At 37.8% G+C, this 20,547-nt stretch carries 19 protein-coding genes; 6 read left to right on the forward strand and 13 right to left on the reverse strand.

The genetic code is table 11. The features are described 5' to 3' along the window. Positions 1-162 precede the first annotated feature (162 nt). The 10 genes from ACNQFZ_RS08260 to ACNQFZ_RS08305 form a co-directional block, all read right to left on the reverse strand. On the reverse strand, positions 163-486 hold the full coding sequence (locus tag ACNQFZ_RS08260) for a BC1872 family protein (protein ID WP_458414799.1): 324 nt from the start codon (positions 484-486) through the stop codon (positions 163-165). A gap of 166 nt (positions 487-652) precedes the next feature. Continuing rightward, positions 653-2,986, reverse strand: coding sequence for a bifunctional glutamate--cysteine ligase GshA/glutathione synthetase GshB (gene gshAB, locus ACNQFZ_RS08265; RefSeq protein ID WP_458414800.1), 2,334 nt, complete (start codon positions 2,984-2,986; stop codon positions 653-655). 50 nt (positions 2,987-3,036) lie between these two features. Beyond that, positions 3,037-4,395, reverse strand: coding sequence for an MATE family efflux transporter (locus ACNQFZ_RS08270; RefSeq protein WP_458414801.1), 1,359 nt, complete (start codon positions 4,393-4,395; stop codon positions 3,037-3,039). Between the two features lie 145 nt (positions 4,396-4,540). Next, a complete protein-coding gene (locus ACNQFZ_RS08275; protein WP_458414802.1) occupies positions 4,541-5,584 on the reverse strand; it encodes a threonine aldolase family protein in 1,044 nt (347 codons plus the stop codon). A gap of 74 nt (positions 5,585-5,658) precedes the next feature. Then, positions 5,659-6,246: a DUF3501 family protein gene (locus ACNQFZ_RS08280; protein WP_458414803.1), complete on the reverse strand. Its 588-nt coding sequence runs from the start codon at positions 6,244-6,246 to the stop codon at positions 5,659-5,661. A 112-nt stretch (positions 6,247-6,358) separates the two neighbouring features. Further along, positions 6,359-6,787, reverse strand: coding sequence for a rubrerythrin family protein (locus ACNQFZ_RS08285; RefSeq protein ID WP_458414804.1), 429 nt, complete (start codon positions 6,785-6,787; stop codon positions 6,359-6,361). A gap of 331 nt (positions 6,788-7,118) precedes the next feature. Beyond that, a complete protein-coding gene (locus ACNQFZ_RS08290) occupies positions 7,119-8,141 on the reverse strand; it encodes a pirin family protein (protein ID WP_458414805.1) in 1,023 nt (340 codons plus the stop codon). 2 nt (positions 8,142-8,143) lie between these two features. Then, a complete protein-coding gene (gene hprK, locus ACNQFZ_RS08295) occupies positions 8,144-9,088 on the reverse strand; it encodes an HPr(Ser) kinase/phosphatase (protein ID WP_458414806.1) in 945 nt (314 codons plus the stop codon). Beyond that, on the reverse strand, positions 9,085-9,969 hold the full coding sequence (locus tag ACNQFZ_RS08300; protein ID WP_458414807.1) for a radical SAM/SPASM domain-containing protein: 885 nt from the start codon (positions 9,967-9,969) through the stop codon (positions 9,085-9,087). Before ACNQFZ_RS08300 ends, hprK begins: the two co-directional genes overlap by 4 nt. A 104-nt stretch (positions 9,970-10,073) precedes the next feature. Beyond that, on the reverse strand, positions 10,074-11,342 hold the full coding sequence (locus ACNQFZ_RS08305) for an S-adenosylmethionine decarboxylase related protein (RefSeq protein ID WP_458414808.1): 1,269 nt from the start codon (positions 11,340-11,342) through the stop codon (positions 10,074-10,076). 147 nt (positions 11,343-11,489) lie between these two features. Here ACNQFZ_RS08305 and ACNQFZ_RS08310 point away from each other — a divergent pair, with 147 nt between their 5' ends. Beyond that, positions 11,490-11,846: a DUF5658 family protein gene (locus tag ACNQFZ_RS08310; protein WP_458414809.1), complete on the forward strand. Its 357-nt coding sequence runs from the start codon at positions 11,490-11,492 to the stop codon at positions 11,844-11,846. A 100-nt stretch (positions 11,847-11,946) separates the two neighbouring features. Next, positions 11,947-13,653, forward strand: coding sequence for a diguanylate cyclase (locus ACNQFZ_RS08315; RefSeq protein WP_458414810.1), 1,707 nt, complete (start codon positions 11,947-11,949; stop codon positions 13,651-13,653). A gap of 60 nt (positions 13,654-13,713) precedes the next feature. Here ACNQFZ_RS08315 and ACNQFZ_RS08320 read toward each other — a convergent pair whose 3' ends face one another. Further along, positions 13,714-14,604: a DMT family transporter gene (locus ACNQFZ_RS08320; RefSeq protein ID WP_458414811.1), complete on the reverse strand. Its 891-nt coding sequence runs from the start codon at positions 14,602-14,604 to the stop codon at positions 13,714-13,716. A gap of 93 nt (positions 14,605-14,697) precedes the next feature. After that, positions 14,698-15,510: an alpha/beta fold hydrolase gene (locus ACNQFZ_RS08325; protein ID WP_458414812.1), complete on the reverse strand. Its 813-nt coding sequence runs from the start codon at positions 15,508-15,510 to the stop codon at positions 14,698-14,700. A 228-nt stretch (positions 15,511-15,738) separates the two neighbouring features. Between ACNQFZ_RS08325 and thiS the strand changes: the two genes are divergently transcribed. From thiS to ACNQFZ_RS08345, 4 genes are all read left to right on the forward strand, one after another. Next, a complete protein-coding gene (gene thiS / locus ACNQFZ_RS08330) occupies positions 15,739-15,933 on the forward strand; it encodes a sulfur carrier protein ThiS (RefSeq protein ID WP_458414813.1) in 195 nt (64 codons plus the stop codon). Positions 15,934-15,998: 65 nt separating this feature from the next. Further along, on the forward strand, positions 15,999-16,766 hold the full coding sequence (locus ACNQFZ_RS08335) for a thiazole synthase (protein ID WP_458414814.1): 768 nt from the start codon (positions 15,999-16,001) through the stop codon (positions 16,764-16,766). Between the two features lie 2 nt (positions 16,767-16,768). Then, entirely contained in the window at positions 16,769-17,917 is a 1,149-nt protein-coding gene (gene thiH / locus ACNQFZ_RS08340; RefSeq protein WP_458414815.1) for a 2-iminoacetate synthase ThiH, read from the forward strand. A 13-nt stretch (positions 17,918-17,930) separates the two neighbouring features. Continuing rightward, positions 17,931-18,518 (forward strand): thiamine phosphate synthase, encoded by a 588-nt coding sequence (locus ACNQFZ_RS08345; protein WP_458414816.1) that lies wholly within the window; start codon positions 17,931-17,933, stop codon positions 18,516-18,518. 499 nt (positions 18,519-19,017) lie between these two features. On the opposite strand, the gene ACNQFZ_RS08350 is transcribed toward ACNQFZ_RS08345, so the two are convergent. Then, a complete protein-coding gene (locus ACNQFZ_RS08350; RefSeq protein WP_458414817.1) occupies positions 19,018-20,412 on the reverse strand; it encodes an amino acid permease in 1,395 nt (464 codons plus the stop codon). Between the last annotated feature and the right edge of the window lie 135 nt (positions 20,413-20,547).

Genomic DNA, 20,547 nt, shown 5'->3' on the forward strand with positions numbered 1-20,547 from the left:
AAGAAACTCCCTTTTTGTCAGTTTATGCAAGTCACTTAATATGAGTTCTTTTATAGAAGGGCTATAATTTCCAAAAAATACAAAAGAGGATGAATCAAAAGGAGTCAGCCCTCTTTTGAATCAACCTCTTTATTTTACCTTATTTATTTGAATTTGTTTACGTTAGCATAAAGTCCGCCACATTTTGCTGCTATCTGCTATTGAGCTTCTCTCGATGATTTCATATGCTGCATTTGTGATTGCTTGTGCTAATGTCTCACCAGTGCCTTTTGCCTCATTAAATGAAACCTCTGAAGCCCCATTTGTTTTATACGTAAATCCGAACTTTTGTAACCTGTCAACAATAAGCATTGCATGATCAAGATTGTGTTCTGGTTGGAATTCAGAGTCATGGATAAAAACGCGTTTCTCATGATCATACCATCTGTCCCAACGGTTTAACTTCCAGCCTAAAATTCTCCGTGCAATCGAGTCAATTTTTGTCATATCCGTTTAACCCCTTTTCTTTTTTTAAGTTATATTTAATTCCTTGTTGTTATATAACAATTTGTTTTATTGATTTTAATTATATAACAGGTTAAATGGAATTGCCACCATTTTTTTCATAAATAAAAAAAGAAGCAAGAGAGCTTGCAGAGCCCCCTTGCTTTAGTTAAATGGATCCAAACAATAAATCAAGTATTTTATCATCTGCCTTACGGTTCTTCCCCTTATACGGATAACAATGGATATGGATGGCTGGATTAAAATTAATTTCAATAATACCGTAATTCATTACCCCAGCCTCTTTTCGGCTATCATCAATGACCATATCAACACCACAAAAGACTGCACCTGCCGCTTTAGCTGAACGGATTGCAATTTGTTTATAAGAATCCGGTATCTCGTCTGTAAAATCGATACTGTCCCCTCCTGTACTTATATTGGAGTTCTCCCTTAAATAAACCGTTTCACCAAACTTTGGAATATCATTTTCACACTTTCCTTGATTTTTCAAAAACATTTTTTCAACTTCACCTAATTGAATGAATTCAAGTGGTGTTTTATAGCCAGACCCGCGTAATGGGTCTTTATTTTTTTCAGAAATCAGCTGTTTAATCGAGTGAATACCATCACCGACTACATTGGCCGGCACTCGATGCAGGACGCCCACCACCTCATCACCCATAACAAGAAAGCGGTATTCTTTCCCTGTAATAAACTCTTCCAGAAGAACAGTTTTATCGTGTTCAAAGGCCATTTCAAATGCCTTTTGATAATCTTCTTTTGTATAATCACTTGTAAAAATAGTAATCCCAAGCCCGAAGTTCGTTGACTTTGGCTTAATCACAATAGGGGTTCCGTGGTGGATATAAAAATCCGTCATCGCCTCAGCCACGTTGTGATAGACATTTCCATCAGGGACACGAATACCATGCTCCTTAAGCACCTTCTTTGTCACGATTTTATTTTCCATGATCAAAACAGTGACATAAGAATCCAGTGAGGTTTTCGTGGCTTGCTTCACGTATTCCTGATGGCCGTCTTTTTTTAATAAGATAAAATTATCTTCCCGGTCTATGAGCTCAAATTGAATGCCTCTTTTCATGGCCGCCTTTAATAATAGCTGTGTCGACAGCTCCAAGTCTTCATAACCTGTAAATTTATACCCGGTATTTGTACTTTCCACTGCATACTCACGGGCTTTATCCAAATGATAGGTTAAAAAAGAAAAATTTTGAATTTCCATTTTTAAGCGCTCTGCAAAGCTAAGAGCCGGATCTAATAATATCCCTTTTGTATGTTCAAGCAGGCTTATATATTCGTCAAGGTGGCTTGGTGCAAGTAGTTGAATCAGATCTTTCATGTTTTCAACTACCTGAAGACCTGTCTCTTGCATCGAAACATTACGGTTATCCTCTAATTGAAGTTTGGTCGTGATTCCATCCATCGTTAACGCATCTTGATTTAATTGAGCTACCCTTTGTTCTTCTTCACCAAAAGGCTCGTCCTTGATGAGGAGCATATATATAAGAAATAAATGAATAAATGACATCGTGTCTTTGCTAATACCTATTTTATAAAATGGGTTAAGGTCGGTTGTTCGCAATTCCAAATATGCAATGCCATGTTCAAGCAAACCTTGGAGCTGATCTTTCTCCCCGGCTACTTTCAACCTTACTGCACTGTAAAATTCTTTTGCACTTAATAACTGCTGCGAACGAACCAAATTCTCTATGTCTTGAACATATTCTTCAATCGAATGGAAGGAAACATAAATCGGTTTTTGGTTTCGATAGCCGCATTGACTATTACGCAGCGAATTCATATGCGGAAAGTAGTAGCTTTCATCATCAAAATGTTTTCCTATTTGCACACATTTCTCAGCATAGGTTTGGTGAAAAATCGGGCTTACCCCTGTCAAATAAATTAATAGCCATCGGTATTTCAAGAAATTTCGGGCCACTTTCAAATAAACTTCATCTTTAAAATCGCGAAAGCTTTTCTCCCCATCATATAATGTTCGTAAAAATAACTCTGAGAAAGAAAAATTAAAATGAATTCCGCTTACCAACTGCTTCTTACGGCCGTATTTTTGTGCTAGGTTCAAACGGTACTCGTTTTCTTTATCGTCCTCCATATCAGCAATTGGAATTTCATCTTCAGATGGCAAAATAGGCGGGTTGCTGCTAGGCCACAAAAATTCATTTTGTAGTTCAAGCTCAAGCGTTACAATATCATGAAGTGTCTCCAAAAAATTATAGGTCTCTTCAATCGTATCAAAAGCCGGGGTGATCATCTCAATTTGACTCTCAGAAAAGTCCGTTTTAATATAGGGGTTTGTTTTTTTACTTCCAAAAGCCTTTGGATGTGGTGTAAGTGCAAGTTTTCCCTCTTGGTCCACCCTAACATTCTCTTTTTCCAATCCAAATTTCCCTTGAAAAACCGCTTCATTTAAATTTCGTTCCATTAATTTATTAATTAAATTCTCATCTAATAAATTCATCTTTATTTCCCGCCTTCAACTTTGATCGCTTTGCACTCACAAGCCGCCCCTTAAATGGTGGAACAATCTGAAATGGTAGGATGCCTATTCATTTTCCGAAGGGACCACATAAACCAACCGACAAGTATGATCCCTTTTAAAACACTTGTACCAGCAATCGCCATCCACACACCATTTAATCCAAAAAAGCGGGATAACAACAGTGCAAGTGGTATTCTTAGTACGGTTAGCACGATACTAAATACTGGAGGAATATGGGTTTTGCCGATTCCATTAAATGCACCTACTGTCATAATTTCTAAACACATGAACAGCTGTGAAAAGCCGATAATTTGTAAGTAATGAACACCTAGATTCAAGCTAGTTGAATCATTTAGAAATAATGCAAAGATTGGTTCAGGAAAAACAATAAACAAACCTGAAGTAAAAATTCCGAATACCGTTGTTAACAGAAGTGCCATTCGATAGCCGTTATAGATTCGGTTCCATTTCCTTGCACCATAGTTTTGTCCAATAAAAGCAGCAATCGCTCCTTGAAGGCCGGCGACTGTCATATAGGAAATTGATTCAATTTGTATCCCAACTTTTTGAACAGCAATCGCTTCTGCACCCCATTGAACAATAATCTTTGCCATAATAATTGAAATCACCGTAAAAGAAATCCTTTGGATTGAGATTGGCAGACCCAATGTAAGAACTGTTTTCATTTCTGGAATATTAATGGAATATGGCTTTGAAAATAACGGGACATTCCTCATATTTATAAAAAATAAAATCGTTACAATCATATTCGCTAATAGCGTTGCCAGTGCCGCCCCTAATACACCTAAACCCGGAATGCTACCTACTCCAAAGATAAATATCGGATCAAGAACTAGATTGATAAAGAATCCAACCATATTGATTTGAAGTGGCTTCTTGCTATTACCTAGTGAATTTAAAATGATGCCAAATAAAATAGTAAAGAAGTTAAAAATAGTCCCAATCATCGAAATGACCAAATACTGTGAGGCCATTTTTTCGATAGAAGGTTTACCGAGTTCAAAAAAGCCAATCAAATCATCTTTCATCAAGAAGATTAAGATTATATATCCAAGGCCAAGAAACAGTGACATTAAAAAGCCATTATGAATATACTCTTTGGCTTGTTCCTCGTTACTTGCCCCCACACTATGGGCAACCTTTACACCACTTCCAATCGAAATCATTGCAAAAAGGGCAGCCGCTAAGTTCACAAAAAAACTAGCCGTACCAATTGCAGCTACGGCACCGCTACCTAGCCTTCCAACCCATATCATGTCCACAAGTCCATAAATGGTTTGTATAAAATTAGTGGCGATAATGGGCCATGTCAATTTGAATAAAGTAGATGCAATGGGAGCTTCTGTTAGATTAATGCTTCGAGCCATATGTAATCATCTCCCGTCTTAATCTCAAGTATACAGTATACCCCACCTAGTAGGATGTGACTAATATTTAACTCTTTCTGAACTTTCTAAACAAAGGAAAAAAGCATGGTAATTTTGCGTGAATCACCATGCTTTTTGTCATCCTTTATGAAAAAATAGTTTTATCGTTAATTTTTCGCAAATCCTCAATAAAAGCCACCACTTCTTCCTCCTTTGTTGCCCATGAGGTAACAAGGCGAATGGCAGTGCTGTCTGAGTCAACTTTTTCCCAAATTTCAAATGCATACTTGTCTCGAAGTTTTGCAATTAATGAGTTAGGCATAATTGGGAAAGTCTGATTCGTTGGGGAATTTGCTAAAAACGCAAATCCAGCCTTCCCGATTTCTTCTTTTAATATATTTGCCATTTTATTGGCATGGGTGGCGAGTTCAAAAAACAAATTGTCCCGGAAAAGTTCAAGAAACTGTATACCCAATAGTCTTCCTTTTGCAAGGATCGCCCCTTTTTGCTTCATATGAAAACGAAAGTCTTCTTTAAGAGAATCACGACAAATGACCAAAGCTTCACCTAGAAGTGCGCCATTTTTTGTTCCCCCGATATAAAAGGCATCCACCAGACCAGGAAGATCACTTAATTTCAGGTCACTTTCTTCAGAACAAAGGGCTGACCCTAGTCTTGCACCATCCATATACAAAATTAAATTATGCTCCTTGCAAAAATGATGTATTTGCTCCAGCTCACCCTTATTATAAATGGTGCCTATTTCTGTAGAGTTTGATATATAAACAAGCTTAGGCTTCACCATATGTTCATCTGTATGATAGTCAAGAACTTCTTGTAAATGTGTGGGAGTTAGTTTACCATCTGCAACATTTACCGGGATAATTTTATGTCCGGTTGCTTCAATCGCACCTGTTTCATGTGTATTGATATGCCCCATACTTGCTGCAATAACAGCTTCATGCGGTCTTAGAAAAGCTGATAATGCTGTAAGATTTGTTTGGGTCCCACCTGTTAAGAAATGAATATCCACATCAGCCCGCTCGAGACATTGCTTTATTACCTCTTTTGCCTTTTGTGAGTAGCGGTCATTCCCGTACCCTACCTCCTGCACTAGGTTGGATTCAAGTAACGCATTCAATATTCTTGGATGCGCGCCTTCACTATAATCGTTTTTAAAGCTGTACATTCAAAATCCCCCTTCCATTATTTTTATAATACATTGGACAGAAAAAAAGCAAGAGTTCGACCCTTGCTTCTTGCTTATGATAAATCTTTTTGTAAGCTTTTCAAACATTCTTGAGACAATGTCGCTGTTGTTGTTAATTGAGGATGATTAAGATTTAATGTAACGTTTAACGATTCAGAGGATTCGTTTAATAGATATTGTTTTGCAGTTTCAGTCAATGGGAATTTTAAATAATGAACACTGGTAGTAAACTCACGATCATCATGTACTTCTTCAAAAACAGCTGGAATTGTTTCATCACCGACTACAAGTGATAGATGATGCTCAATACCCTTTAGCTTCTTTAAAAAATCCTGCAGCTTCAATTGATCATCCAATTCAATGAAAAGGGTTGCTGATAGTTCATTTTCATTTGGAAGCATTCCGGAATAAATCTCAATATATTCATCAATTTCTGCTTGGTCTTCTAAGTCTTCACAATGCATTAACTCTAAAATTTGAAATAAAACGGTGTTTTTGTTTTCAAACAATAATGTAATATAGTCATCTAAGCGGACACGACGTGCTTTTTTATAGGGAATCATTTTTTGTAGGTAATCTTCTCTACCTTGACGGTAAGTATGTAAAGGGATGATATCTTGTCTAGTTATGGTCATCGTCATTATTAATCCACCTCTTCTATTTTTGATAGGGACTTTAAAATCAAAGGCTGGCTCATTAGGAGCCCGACTAGCAATCCGGCTCCTGTGCTTTCTGAGTTCGCCTTTACTTAAATTAGTCTTCTAAAGAGTCAAGTAGCTTTTGGAAACGTTGAGCATGTACACGCTCAGCCTTTGCCATTACTTCCATCCACTCGCCAATTTTTTCAAGTCCTTCTTCGCGGGCAGTAGCTGCAAAGCCTGGATACATTTCAGTATACTCATATGTTTCCCCTGCAATTGCTGATGCAAGCATTTCTTTAACAGTTCCTACTGGAAGACCTGTTGCTGGGTCACCTTCGCCATTTTCACGTAATTGATCAAAATGTCCAAAAGCGTGTTTTGTTTCACCGTTAGCAATATTGCGGAATAAGCTTGCAACCTCTTCAGCACCTTCTAAATCTGCTCTTTCAGCAAAGTAAAGGTAGCGGCGGTTTGCTTGTGACTCCCCTGCAAATGCTGCTTTTAAGTTCTCTGATGTTTTAGTTCCTTCTAATTTCCCCATCCTTTTTTCCTCCTAAATTTTTATTTAAAATGAGAAAGACAGCAGGTATTCTAATAAATCTTTCATCATTTTATAGCAAACTTCTTTTATTATAATAATTATTAAAAAGAAGCAAATATCTCCATGTAAGAGGTATTATAATATAATATTAAAAAATAAGATTAAAATAATCAAATTTTAAGGCTCTTTACATCATCTTATTTTAATTTACTATAATTTTCCATAATTAATTCTATCAAAAAGAATAACCTATTCTAGCAAATCCATCACATAATAATAGATTATTCCCAACTCAGACAAAAAATAGACTTAAGTTTAAAACTTAAGCCCGTCATTTATCTCTCTTCTCAATTATGCCATCCGCATATCGCGCAAACCTTCCAGCATTCCGTTCATGTACAGGATCTAATCTACCCCATTGCCAGCCGCCAAATTGAGTTTTTTGGTATTCTCTAAATGTATCCCGTATTTCTTGTTCAGATGTCATTACAAAAGGTCCATATTGCACGACCGGTTCTCCTATCGGTTCCCCCTCAAGTAGTAAGAAATTGCTGCCTTTTGCCCCGTTCTTAATAATAATTTCCTGATTGCCCGCTAGTTTTACCCGATGGGAAGACAAAATCGTTTCCCCTTCTATGGAAACTGAAGCTCCATTGTAATAATACAGATTCCGATTTAAAGTTTTTGATACAGCCGGCAATACAAAGGTTGCCTCAGACTCCATATGAACATGGATAATGCCTACATGATGATTTCTATCTTTTGCCCAAGAGGCATCGTTTGGCTCCAAACTATCCACTCCTTGAGCACTGCCTGCTATTAATCGTATCGTAGTTTTCTTCCCATCGGCATTTACTGATTCAACTACAGGAATATCTTCAGTCCAAAGCATTTTATAGTCAGGCTCCGCCCTTTTACTCTTCGCCGGGAGATTAAGCCAAATTTGAAAAAGCTCCAGTGGGTTTGGTTTATCTTTATATACAAGAGGAAACATCTCTGTGTGCTGACAGCCTCCGCCAGTTGTAAGCCATTGTACATCCCCATCACCGTAACGGCCTGAAGAGCCTTTTGAATCAAAATGGTCAACAAATCCTTTTAGAACGACAGTCACTGTTTCAAATCCGCGATGCGGATGCGCTGGAAATCCCGGTACAGTTGTCCCATGATACATTCGAAAACCATCACGCAACGTAAAATCTTCACCAAGATTGCGGCCAGCCAACGATACATTCGGCCCCTGTTCGTCATTTCCCTCCGGATAATCGTCCTTATGGTACATCGTTACAAGAAACGGGTCCTCCGCCTGCCATTGAAAACCTAACTTTTGAATGCCAAGAATTTTCTTTTCTGACATACTCATAACCTCCTGTCATATGGGGTTTCTTTATCCTCCAGCCTACTATAAAACTCCTCAGCTGCACTATATCCCTGTTGCCTTAAATACCAGTTATTTGCAGCCGCTTCAATCAGACCTGCGACATCACGCCCGGGCTGGAGCTGAATCTCGATTGAAGGAATTTTAATACCTAAATACTCTATATACTCCGGCTCTCGTTCCAATTCGTTATTCAAGGCGTCCTTCTGCCACTTCGTCAAGTGAATATCAAGGGTAATTCTTGTTTCATCTTGGAAGGCTTTTCGGCCATACATGCGGACCACATTCAACAAACCAATGCTACGCAGAGCTAAAAATTCCTTTGTCTTCTTGTCGTGTGTACCAAGAAGTGTTTGTGAACTTAGCTTTTTTAATACAACAATATCATCAGCCACAAGTCGATGCCCGCGACCAATTAACGTGTGTGCCGTTTCGCTCTTTCCTACTCCTGAATTCCCACGAAGTAAGATGCCAATGCCCGAAACATTCATACAGACCCCATGCAATGTCATTTCCGGTGCCAGCTCTTTTACCATATAAGCATCTATTTTCAAAATAAATTCTGAGGTGATTTCAGGTTTGTCCGTCAATAATAAAGGAATTCCTTGTTCGATACAATGATGCTGTAGATACATTAGACCTTCTTCGCCAGCCGTCACAATAAAACATGGCGGGTGGTAGCTGACAATATTCCCAATGCGGATTTTACGTTCCTCTTCAGTCAACTTATGTAAGTAGTTAATTTCCTTTTTCCCTAATATCTGAACTCTTTCTGTTGGAAAAAAGTCAAAATAGCCGACAAATTCCAATCCCGGACGATGTACTCTAGGCTGTGTGATTGTTTTTTGAAGCTGGCCTTCACCAGCCAACACTTTCAATGAAAACTTCTCCACTAAGTTTTCAACGGTTATTTTTTTCTCAATCATACAGGACCTCCACCAAATCTCTTTCTATAGCCGCATTTCCTGCACATTTCCTCCACTGCTTCTCTTCTAGAAAAACCATCGTAGAGATTATTCGCCCTTTCTCCTTCTACTATTTCGGAAAAAGGCGTTTGATAGATATTTCCTAAATTTATCACACCTTCTCCATCAAGACAGCAAGGAACGACCGTGCCGTCAACAAGAACGGCTGCCTGCGTGCGAAGGGCATGACAAAATCCTTTACCGTCATCTTCTGGTGCCAATAAACTTGGCCACTCGAATTCATAATCCTGGTTAAGATAGATTCGATTGGCAACCTTTACTCCACTACCTGGCACCACTTTTTCCTCTATTCTATAATCGAGGTTAAATTCCTTCTCAATCATTTCCAAGGTTTCTCTATTTCTTCGTTTTTCATCTGACGTTATGTTTTCATGTTGTAAATTCCATAACCGAAACGAGATGATGACGCCTTGCTTCGCCGCCTCTCGTGCAAATGATAGAATAGTAGCCAAATATTCTTCTCTATTTGTTGAGCCCTCATGTCCATCAAAGCTATGAAGAGAAAAGTTCATCTGCCGAAGTGCGGATTTCCCTAATAGTTTTTCTCGATTCTTGTGAATGAGCGTCCCATTTGTCGTTATATTTACCTTAAATCCTTTAGCATGACTGGCATCCAGCAATTCATCAATATGCGGATGAAGAAGCGGTTCCCCTTTAACATGGAGATAAATATAACTTGTATGTACTTTAATCTGATCAAGAATATGATTAAATTCATCAAGTTTAATAAAATTAGCTGTTCGTTTCGTTGGCGGACAAAAACTACAAGCCAGATTACAAACACTCGTGATTTCCACATAAACCTTTTTAAATGTTTTCAAAGCTCCCTCACCCCTTTTTTAGTTTAAATATAAAGGAAAAACAAAAAGCAGGGAAGCATTACGATTCCTGCTTTATTTTTTCATAAGATAATAAGGTTTTGGTATTATGGATTAATATTTCTCATTCGATTCAGAAGAAGCCCATCTGAGTTTTTATTTTCACCTATCACAAAATCAGGCATATACTGTTTGACATATTTCCCGTAATCGATATCAGGGACTGTTTTCAGTAATTCTTCCACAAAGAATACACCATAAGGTATTGTCTCCAGTAACAATGTGCAAGTTGCAGCATATACTCCGCAGGCAACTTGTAGATAGGTCCCGTTTATTCCAAATCTTTTATTGGTAGAGTCATTATCCATCACATTATATATAAACCGTTCTTTATCCTCGTACACAAGGAGAACCCCTACCATATCCTGTCCCTCAAGCTCAGCTTCTTTCGGATCTAACACTTTAAAATCCCAATTCCATAACTCATCTGCTACATCAAGGTTTTCAATAATGCTTTGTGTTGTGTAATCATTTACCTTATAGATAAAGCCTGTTTCCATGTTATATAAAGTTCCTAAGCTTAGAACTTCCTCATGTGGCATTAAACACCCATAAAATTGGATATCCCCCAGTGTAACCTTAAATTCTTTATCATACACGTTATTATACAGAAAAACAGGGACCTGTTCCTTAACAAACATTGGAAAGTTCAATAATGCTTCATCTAAGAAGCATTCTGGTGACCACGTAGAGTAGATTGTCTTTGGCTGGACAAATGTCGGATCTTTAAAAAACGTTGTATCTCTTTCAACAATATAGCATGCTAATGGTTTTTCATTCGGGTGCAGCGTCATTAAAGTATGGGCCATCCATTGCACAACCCCAGGATTCATACCCGAACAGGTAATGCCCTTCATATTTGTAAATGTGTCCTTGACATAAGAAAATCTGCTAAAGCGCTCAATTAAAGTAAAGCCCTCCAGACTTTCATCGTCGTCCACATCGACGATTTCTAACGCAGTATTCACATAGGAGATTCCTAAATCATTACATATAGCGATCATATCAATGGTATCTGCCCAAGAAAGGTCTATTAATAATGTTGTTTGGGTTGCGTATAAATGATGGCGGACTCGGTGTAAATCTAAAAAGTCACACTGATAAAGGCTAATACGATTACATAAATCAGGGCAAATTTCTTCGTAGTATTGAAGATTCTTTTTCTTTTTATCAAATAAGTGGAGCTTACTTTTGCCGATTATAGGATGCAGTGGGTCATTCGGGTCTGTTGCTGACTTGTTGAGCAGTGACAATACTGCCCTTGCAACGCCGCCTGCACTTCCAAATATAGATATTACTACTTCCTCATCCCCCATTAGATTCATCCCTTTGCACATGTATTTTTGTTTCATTTTATGTACAGAACTTTAAACCGTGAGGGCACATATCAAACCGGGAAAATCGGACCAACTGTCATTTTTTACCACGCAACTGGATAGAATATTGTTTGGGAGGTGTTTCATTTGCTTATTTTTATAAAAAACTATTCACATGATTGCTTGAGAAGCAAATTGTTAATGCTGTATATACTTAACGTTACAGATTTAATTTTTACACAAATTCTTCTTTCTTCTGGTTATTTTACGGAAGCAAACATTTTTATGTCATCTGCCATTCAAAGTTTTTCGGCAAGCTTTATGTTAAAAGTCGTAATGCCGGCATTATTGTTACTCTACCTATATTACCGCATACAATCCGCTTCAGAAGGGCAGCTTAAACGAGCAAATATGATGGTAAGTGGAATAACGGGCATTTATTTAATAATTAATGTTTCACATCTTATCTGGTTTACGATTTTGCCATTAATTATAAAACTCTAATTCAGAAATTCCTAAATTCGCTACAAAACCCACATTCCTTATAATAATAATTCGGTATAATGAAAGTAATAAGGGAAAGTACGGATTGGGTGTGAAATCAATGGAAGAACAGTATTTTATAGAGTTTTTTAGGAACTCCCCTATTGCCTATTCATGTCATAAGGCTATATTTAATAATCAAGGAATGCCCAATGACTATGAATATCTTTTAGTGAATAGTGCCTTTGAGAAACTTATGGACCTCCACGGTGCAGATATTATTAATAAGACATACTATCAAATATTCCCGGAAGGTTGGGAAGGCGAAAATCAATGGAAGCAATTCGTTCAAAATGTTGTCCTAAATCATATACCTGCTAATTTTGATGTGCATCTAACACAAATTCATAAATGGATACGGATTACAGTATTTCCATTAGGCCAAGAAACGATTGGCTGTATCTACCATGAAGTGACGAATGAATACATGCTTGATCACGAAATAGAAGGGTTTTTAAGGGTAAACATTGACATGCTTAGTGTCGCTGATACTGATGGAAATTTCCTTAAAGTGAATAAAGCATTTGAACAAGTCCTTGGTTACAAAATGGAGGATTTGGAAGGGAAAAACTTTTACTCTATTATTCATCCAGAGGATATACCAGCCAGCATAGAGGCAATGAAAAAACTGAAAGAACAAAAAATGATTTCGAGTTTTGTTAATCGGGTTCGTGGTAAAGATGGAGCATATCGGTATATAGAATGGCATTCCAGACCGAATGGGGATTATATATATTCTTCAGCAAGAGATATTACGGAAACACGTAAATTGCAGATTGAATTATATAATAATAATCAGCAACTTACGGAATTAACGAAGGCGCTAGAAAAAAAGAACAAAATCTTAAATGATCTTGCCATTAGGGACGAACTAACAGGGCTCTATAATCGTCATTTTTTGGATCAATGCATCGAAAAGGAAATGGCTCGCGCCGACCGTGAACAGAAACCTATCTCTATGATTATTTTAGATTTGGACCATTTCAAGAGTGTCAATGACATTTGGGGGCATCCAATTGGGGATGAAGTATTAAAACAGACTGCCTTTATTGCAAACAGTCACATCTGTGATCCGGATTTTCTAGTAAGACTAGGTGGCGAGGAATTTGTGATTATCATGCCAGGGAGCTGTGCAATGCAAGCTTATCGTACCTCTGAAAATATTCGTAAAACAATGGAGGAATACAAATTTCCAATCGTTGGACATGTAACAGCAAGTTTTGGTGTTGCCGAGAGAATGACATCGGAATCGTACTATAGCTGGTATAAACGGACAGATAAGGCTATGTATCGTGCTAAAGAAGGCGGTAGAAATCGTGTTTATTGTTCCGAGGAACAAGATCGTTTGCTAAGCACACCTATGAAAATCGAATGGAAGATGGAATGGGAAAGTGGCAATCCAGAGATTGACGAAGATCACCGTGAATTAGTAGAAAAAGCAAACGCTCTAATTTATTTCTCCCTATCCAATGCAGAATATGACAAACTTCTTCATCAAGTGGATATTATTTTAGACGATATTATCAAACATTTTCATGATGAAGAGCAGATATTGATAGATGTCCAATATCCAGATTATGAAAAACATGCTGACATTCATCGCACCTTATTAAATAAAGTATTTAAATTTAAAAATGCTTATCAAAATGGAGATCTCCAAATCACCGAATTCTTTTCATTTATTGTCAACGATCTTATTGTCGGTCATATTTTATATTCAGATACAGAATATTTTCCATATACACAAAGTAATGCTGAAAAAAGGTGAAATATGAACTATTTAAACCAGAGGATTATAAACTCTGGTTTTTTATTTTTCGGATGAATTTTAGCCCTGGCGCGTTGGCTTCTGTTTTTTCACTCCTTTTCCACCAAAAAAGGTAGAACCTAAAACAAGCACACCACCAACGATTTGCATAAAACCCATACTTTCATTTAAAAAAATCGCTGCAAAGATCACTGCAGAAATTGGATCAATATAGCTTAAAACTGCAATTGTTTGGCCTTTTAGTTCTTTTAGGGCACCAAAATATAAATAGTACGCAAAGCCTGTATGAATAATACCTAGTATTAAAATGAAGATAATAGACTGATAGCTCAGTTCTGTAAAATTGATGGCACCTTCTTTCATGAACACATAAGGTGCCAACACGATGGACGCCATCATAAGCTGAATGAGCGTCGTTTCAAATCCGGATAGATCCTTGATAAATTTATTCATTAAAATTACACTTGCATATAAAAGAGCCGCCGCTAACCCATAAAGAATTCCAACGGTGTGATTATAGGCTTCATTTATCGTGTGATCTCCATTACTCATAACTAAAAATAAGCCTAGCATGGCCGCAATAATGCTGCTTACCTTACCCAATGTTAATCTTTCTTTTAGAATCAAAGGTGCAAGCACCATGACAAAAATCGGCGCAAAGTAGTAGCTTATTGTTGCATTGGAAATGGTAGTATACCGATAAGCTTCAAATAGAAAAATCCAGTTAAAGCCAATTGCTGCCCCTGATAAAATTAATAGAATTCCATTCCCTTTTATTGCTTTTAGAGAAAGCTTTTGTTTTACTAAAAAACTAACACAAATTAAAAATAAACTCCCAATCGTTCCTCTTAACAGTGCAATCTCACTTGAAGATAAATTTATACTTTTTACAAATATGCCAATGCTCCCAAAAATAAGCATGGCCGCAATTAATTTCGATTGCCCCTTCACGATGATCCCCCTGGTACTAAACGGAATATTTTATTATTTCTTAAAATTAATTTTATCATAAAAATATATCTTTGCACCGCAGCCTATACAGGACTATTTTACAAAGGATAAAATCTGTTGAAACACTTCATTTGGACGCTCTTCTGAAATCAAATGGCCGGTCTTTTCATATGTTATGAGCTTGGCATTTGGCAAATCTTTTACTAATCTATGCCCGACTTGGACTGAAACGACTTTATCATCTTCCCCCCACAGCAATAATATTGGGGCCAAAATCGTTTTTAATTCTTCACTTGATAAATCCCCTTCACGGTGCCTGAGTAATCGGAGCAGTGAGATATAAAATCCCTCCTCCTTGAGCGGTTTTCCAAATTCATCAACATGCCCCTTCGTAATGAGGGAGTGATCGTAAAATACATTTTTTAACACCTCTTTTACTTCTTTTTTATTAACTTCCCTTTTAATAAAGTATTTAAAAAATGGGAGGTAAGTACAGTAAATAACGGCCTTGTTAGCCCGCTTTAAATAACCCGAACTTGCTAACAATACCAACTTATTTACTTTTTCCGGAAATAATTTTGCGGTGAATAAAGCAATTTGGCCACCCATGGAGTGACCGACAATATTTACATTTTTCAACTTAAAATGCTCAATACAACCTGCTACAATTTCAGCGTAATTTTTAAACGAATATACGAAGGATCTTGATTTCTCACTCATTCCAAATCCAGGCAGATCAATTGCAACAATAGAAAAATGCTCTTCCAATAAAGGAATCAGCTCATTAAATGTATAAATTGTCGCGGCGACACCATGGATGAGGAGGAGCGGCGGCTTATTATTAAGAGAATATTCACAGTAAACTTTTACATTGTTAAGTTCAATATACTTTTGTTTCAGTGGCATCTATTATTTCTCCAATATAAGTAGTACAAGATATTTTGTGCTTATCATTATATTAAAATTCCATATTTGTCAAATATAAATCAATGCATCCTTGACAATTCTATGAACATTTTGTATATTGTAACCAACCAAATAAAAAAAGCAAGCACAAAATGGGGAGCACCACCGAAAGGGTGTTGGGGCCATTTTGTGCTTTTTTTATGAATTTTTTTAAAAGGGGTGGAAAATGTGAAGGTAAATGGGAGCATTATTGAGCTGGAAAATGGTATGAGCTTGTTTGATTTTTTATCAACAAAAAACTATGATATGGGCTTAATTGTTGTTGAACACAATGGCGAAATTGTTTCTAAAGATACTTATAAGGATGTACTGCTGACAAACGAGGATACACTTGAAGTAGTGACCTTTGTTGGTGGGGGTTGATCTATTATACTCGCAGCAAATGTTTATTCGGGATTGCAAGATTATATGGGAGAGGGTTTTAGAAAATGAACGATATATTAACAATTGGTGGACATGAATTTCAATCCAGATTTATTTTAGGCTCAGGAAAATTTTCTTTAGAAATTATACGAGCGGTAATTGAGCATGGCGATGCTGAAATGGTGACACTTGCTTTGCGACGGGCAAATACCGGCGGCGAAGAGAATATTTTGAATTATATTCCTAAGAATATTACCTTGTTACCTAATACTTCAGGGGCAAGAACTGCCGAAGAAGCCGTAAGAATTGCGCGCCTTGCAAGAGAGCTTGGCTGCGGTGATTTTATCAAATTAGAGGTCATTTCTGATTCAAAATACTTACTGCCTGATAACTATGAGACTATCAAAGCAACGGAAATTCTTGCTAAAGAAGGATTTATTGTTATGCCATATATGTATCCTGATTTATATGCAGCAAGGTCATTAGTCAATGCTGGTGCTGCCGCTGTTATGCCTTTAGGCGCACCAATCGGCAGCAACAAAGGTCTTAGCACGAAGAATTTTATTCAAATATTGGTGGATGAAATAAACGTACCGATTATTGTTGATGCTGGTATCGGACGCCCTTCAGAGGCTTGTGAAGCGATGGAAATGGGTGTTGACGCAATTATGTGCAATACTGCCGTTGCTACTGCTGGTGATGTGGCATTAATGGCGAAGGCATTCAAGCTCGCTATTGAGTCAGGGCGCGCGGCTTATCTTGCCGGCTTAGGGCGCATACTAGATTTCAAGGCAGAGGCATCTAGTCCTTTGACCGGATTTTTGGAGGACTAATCATGAAAAAAGTAAATCATATGCAATATATGCCAGGTATGGAAGTCATTGAGTCTGACATTATGGAAAAGGTGTTAGGTGCTGTTGAAAAATTTGATTACAATCAGTATACAAGCCGGGATGTTGAGGCGGCTTTAAATAAGGACCACCTTTCCATTGATGATTATGGGGCTATCCTATCTCCTGTTGCCTTGCCTTATTTAGAAGCCATGGCAAGAAAAGCCAAAGTAGAGACTAGCAAGCATTTCGGAAATGCCGTTTCCATTTTTACACCGCTATATATTGCTAACTATTGTGAAAATGAATGTGTTTATTGTGGCTTTAAGGCGACGAATAAAATTCAACGGGCCACCCTTTCTAAAGAGGATGCAGAAAATGAACTTAAAGCAATTGCAGCAACCGGATTGGAAGAAATTTTACTACTCACCGGGGAGTCTCGTTATAAATCCGACGTTCAGTATATTGGTGAAACAATCAAACTGGCAACAAAATACTTTAAGACCGTAGGTATTGAAATTTATCCATTAAATTCAGATGAATATGCCTATTTACACGATTGTGGGGCGGATTTTGTTTCTGTCTACCAAGAAACCTATAATCCAGATAAATATGCAGAGGTCCATTTATGGGGCTCAAAACGAATCTTCCCTTATCGTTTGCATGCCCAAGAACGGGCCATATTGGGAGGAATGCGTGGGGTTTCTTTTGGAGCGCTGTTAGGGCTGGATGATTTCCGCAAGGATGCCTTTGCTGCGGGTTTACATGCCTTTTTAATTCAGCAAAAATATCCGCATGCCGAAATCGGCTTCTCCGTTCCGCGTCTACGCCCTTTTAAAAACAATGCGGACAATAATCCAAAGGATGTCCATGAAAAACAACTGTTGCAGGTTATGCTTGCCTACCGTTTGTTCATGCCTTATGCCGGCATTACCATTTCTACGAGGGAACGAGCAGGATTTCGTGATAACGTAATTGGATTGATTGCTACAAAAATGTCTGCTGGGGTAAGCGTTGGCGTTGGCGGTCATGATGAAGAACAAAAAGGCGATGAACAGTTCGAAATTTCCGATGAACGGACTGTCGAGGAAGTTCATCAAATGATTGTAAGCAAAGGATTACAGCCTGTTTATACAGATTATATTAGGGTTTAGGTTGGTATAAAGGATGTTAATTTATGTTACAAACCGCAAGCTTTGTAAAGAGGACTTTTTCCATCGAGTGAATCAACTAGCCAAAGGAAAACCTCATGCAATTATGTTAAGAGAAAAAGACTTAAACTTAGCCGAATACGAAGAGTTGGCTGTAAAAGTAAAAGAGATTTGTTTAGCACAGCAAGTTCCATTAATCATTAATCAAAATATATCAGTAGCAGCCAAACTTGATATTGCAAATATACATTTATCAATGGCGAATTTAAGAAACTATCATGATGAAATACAGCCCTTTTCTGAAGTTGGCGCGTCCGTCCACTCCAAAGCTGAGGCTCTAGAGGCTTGTGTGCTGGGTGCCACCTACTTAGTTGCCGGACATATATTTTCAACAGATTGCAAAAAGGGAGTTCCCCCAAGAGGGCTCCCCTTTCTAAAAGAAATATGTGACGCTGTTTCTGTTCCGGTATTTGCAATTGGCGGTATTTCAAAGGATAGGGTAAATGATGTTAGGGCCACAGGCGCCAAAGGCGTGTGTATTATGTCGGAGACGATGACATGCATGGATCCTGTTGGACTTGCGCGGGGGTTTTGGGTTAATTAGAAGCCCCTTTTTGCTTATTTGCTCAGTAGTAATCCGACTAAACCTGCACTTTGAACTGAACACTTATTAAGTTAGAATACGGGCTGTTATCTACCAGCAAATTGCGCACGGGCCCCCTTGATGGCGATATATCCGCGATTTCACCATCAAACTGCGCTCATGCTCCTTTTGGTGGTGATCATTCAGCGTTATCACCAGCAAGCCAAGCTCATGCTCCCTCTCGTGATGATATATTCACTTTATCATCAGCAAATTGCTCCCGGGCTTCCTTTCGTGATGATAAATCCATTTTATCACCACCAAACTTCGCTCGAGCTCCCTTTCATGATGATTATTGCTCTTTATCACCAGCAAATATTGCTCGGGCTCTTTTTGGTGGTGATATATCCATGTTATCATCAGCAAATTGCACTCGAGCTCCTTTTGGCGTTGATATACCCTCGTTTTCACCAACATACAGAGCACAGGCTTCTTTGGTGGTAAAAAAGCAGGTTATCCCCTAGATAACCTGCTTTTCATTCAACGCTACATCCTCACTAGTCACAGTCTTATCTGCTCGTCCTTTTTTTTTAACAAAAGAAAGAATAATAAGTGCTGCTAATGTAATTAAACATACTGCTGTGCCGATAATATTATCTTTATTAAAAATAAAGGCGATAAAAATCCCAAGTAACGATAGAATCGCAACCCAAGTTGTGTACGGAAACAATGCCACACGGAAACCTGTTAGCCTTTTAGCATATTGCGGGCGAAGCTTCAATTGAGCACAACAAATACTAGCCCAAATTAATAAAACGGTAAAGCCTGGTATCGTCATCAAGTAGCTAATAACCTCATCCGGTGTCATATAAGCTAAAAATACACCAACTAAAATAAAGACGGATGTCAAAAGGATCCCATTGAGTGGAATTCCTTTTGTTGTTATTTTCAGGAATCGTTTAGGAGCTTCCCCGTTTTGCGCCATCGTATACATCATTCTTGATGTCGCATAAATTCCTGAATTTGCAGCTGATAAAACCGCTGTTAAAAGCACGAAATTCATAACATTAGCTGCTCCCGGTAATCCGGTAAGGCTAAATACTTGCACAAAAGGACTATCCTGAGAAGTCACTTGGTTCCATGGAATAATGCCGCAAATAATCAGCATCGGTAAGACGTAAAAAAGAACAACGCGCCATACCGTACTTTTAATGATCTTTGGAATTACTTTCTCGCTATCCTTCGTCTCTGTAACGGCTACACCGATTAGCTCTGCGCCCCCATAGGAGAACATTACGACTAAAAATGCACCAAGCATTCCGCTCATACCATGTGGGAAAAACCCTCCATTTGCGGTTATATTCGAGAATGAAGCCGTTGAGGTACTAGGGAAAACGCCAAATAAAATAAGCGCTCCCAAAATAATGAAGGCAATCAGTGTGATGATTTTAATGCCTGCAAACCAAAACTCTACTTCCCCATAGTGCTTTACTTGAAATAGATTAATGCCAACAATAAAGGCACCACAAATAATACTTAAGAGCCATAGTGGTACATCTGGAAACCAATATTTTAAAAAGCTGCCTGCTGCAAGTAGTTCGACAATCGTAACGATAATCCAGTTAATCCAATAAAGCCAGCCCACAATAAAGGACGTTTGAAACCCAAAGGCTTTATGAATAAGGTGTTGCACATTTAATTTCGGGTAAACAATCGCCATCTCACCAAGGGCCGCCATTACGATAAACAATAATAGACCACCGATGATATAGGATACGACAACACTTGGACCAGCCATATTTAATGTATCAGAGCTTCCTTTAAAAATCCCTGTTCCTATCATTCCTGCTAAAGCGATAAACTGAACATGTCTCGGCAATAAGCCCCTTTTTAAATCCTGCTGATTTTTTTCCATGTTTTTCACACCTTATTATTTTTAAATATTATTTTTTCTAAAATTTCAGAAATATTATCTTTCTTATAAAACCCTATTTTATCAATCTTCTTTTTTAATTAAACGCTTTTTAGCATTAAAGTAATACTCTTTTAA

Source organism: Schinkia acidoalkalinis, from assembly GCF_054301215.1.

Bases quoted from the DNA above. Each gene is read 5' to 3' on its own strand.
- ACNQFZ_RS08335 (WP_458414814.1), top strand. From the start codon at position 15,999: ATGAACGATATATTAACAATTGGTGGACATGAATTTCAATCCAGATTT.
- gshAB (WP_458414800.1), bottom strand. From the start codon at position 2,986: ATGAATTTATTAGATGAGAATTTAATTAATAAATTAATGGAACGAAAT.
- ACNQFZ_RS08345 (WP_458414816.1), top strand. From the start codon at position 17,931: ATGTTAATTTATGTTACAAACCGCAAGCTTTGTAAAGAGGACTTTTTC.
- ACNQFZ_RS08260 (WP_458414799.1), bottom strand. From the start codon at position 486: ATGACAAAAATTGACTCGATTGCACGGAGAATTTTAGGCTGGAAGTTA.
- ACNQFZ_RS08275 (WP_458414802.1), bottom strand. From the start codon at position 5,584: ATGTACAGCTTTAAAAACGATTATAGTGAAGGCGCGCATCCAAGAATA.
- ACNQFZ_RS08280 (WP_458414803.1), bottom strand. From the start codon at position 6,246: ATGACGATGACCATAACTAGACAAGATATCATCCCTTTACATACTTAC.
- ACNQFZ_RS08350 (WP_458414817.1), bottom strand. From the start codon at position 20,412: ATGGAAAAAAATCAGCAGGATTTAAAAAGGGGCTTATTGCCGAGACAT.
- ACNQFZ_RS08305 (WP_458414808.1), bottom strand. From the start codon at position 11,342: ATGGGGGATGAGGAAGTAGTAATATCTATATTTGGAAGTGCAGGCGGC.
- ACNQFZ_RS08325 (WP_458414812.1), bottom strand. From the start codon at position 15,510: ATGCCACTGAAACAAAAGTATATTGAACTTAACAATGTAAAAGTTTAC.
- hprK (WP_458414806.1), bottom strand. From the start codon at position 9,088: ATGATTGAGAAAAAAATAACCGTTGAAAACTTAGTGGAGAAGTTTTCA.
- ACNQFZ_RS08270 (WP_458414801.1), bottom strand. From the start codon at position 4,395: ATGGCTCGAAGCATTAATCTAACAGAAGCTCCCATTGCATCTACTTTA.
- ACNQFZ_RS08315 (WP_458414810.1), top strand. From the start codon at position 11,947: ATGGAAGAACAGTATTTTATAGAGTTTTTTAGGAACTCCCCTATTGCC.
- thiH (WP_458414815.1), top strand. From the start codon at position 16,769: ATGAAAAAAGTAAATCATATGCAATATATGCCAGGTATGGAAGTCATT.
- ACNQFZ_RS08290 (WP_458414805.1), bottom strand. From the start codon at position 8,141: ATGTCAGAAAAGAAAATTCTTGGCATTCAAAAGTTAGGTTTTCAATGG.
- ACNQFZ_RS08285 (WP_458414804.1), bottom strand. From the start codon at position 6,787: ATGGGGAAATTAGAAGGAACTAAAACATCAGAGAACTTAAAAGCAGCA.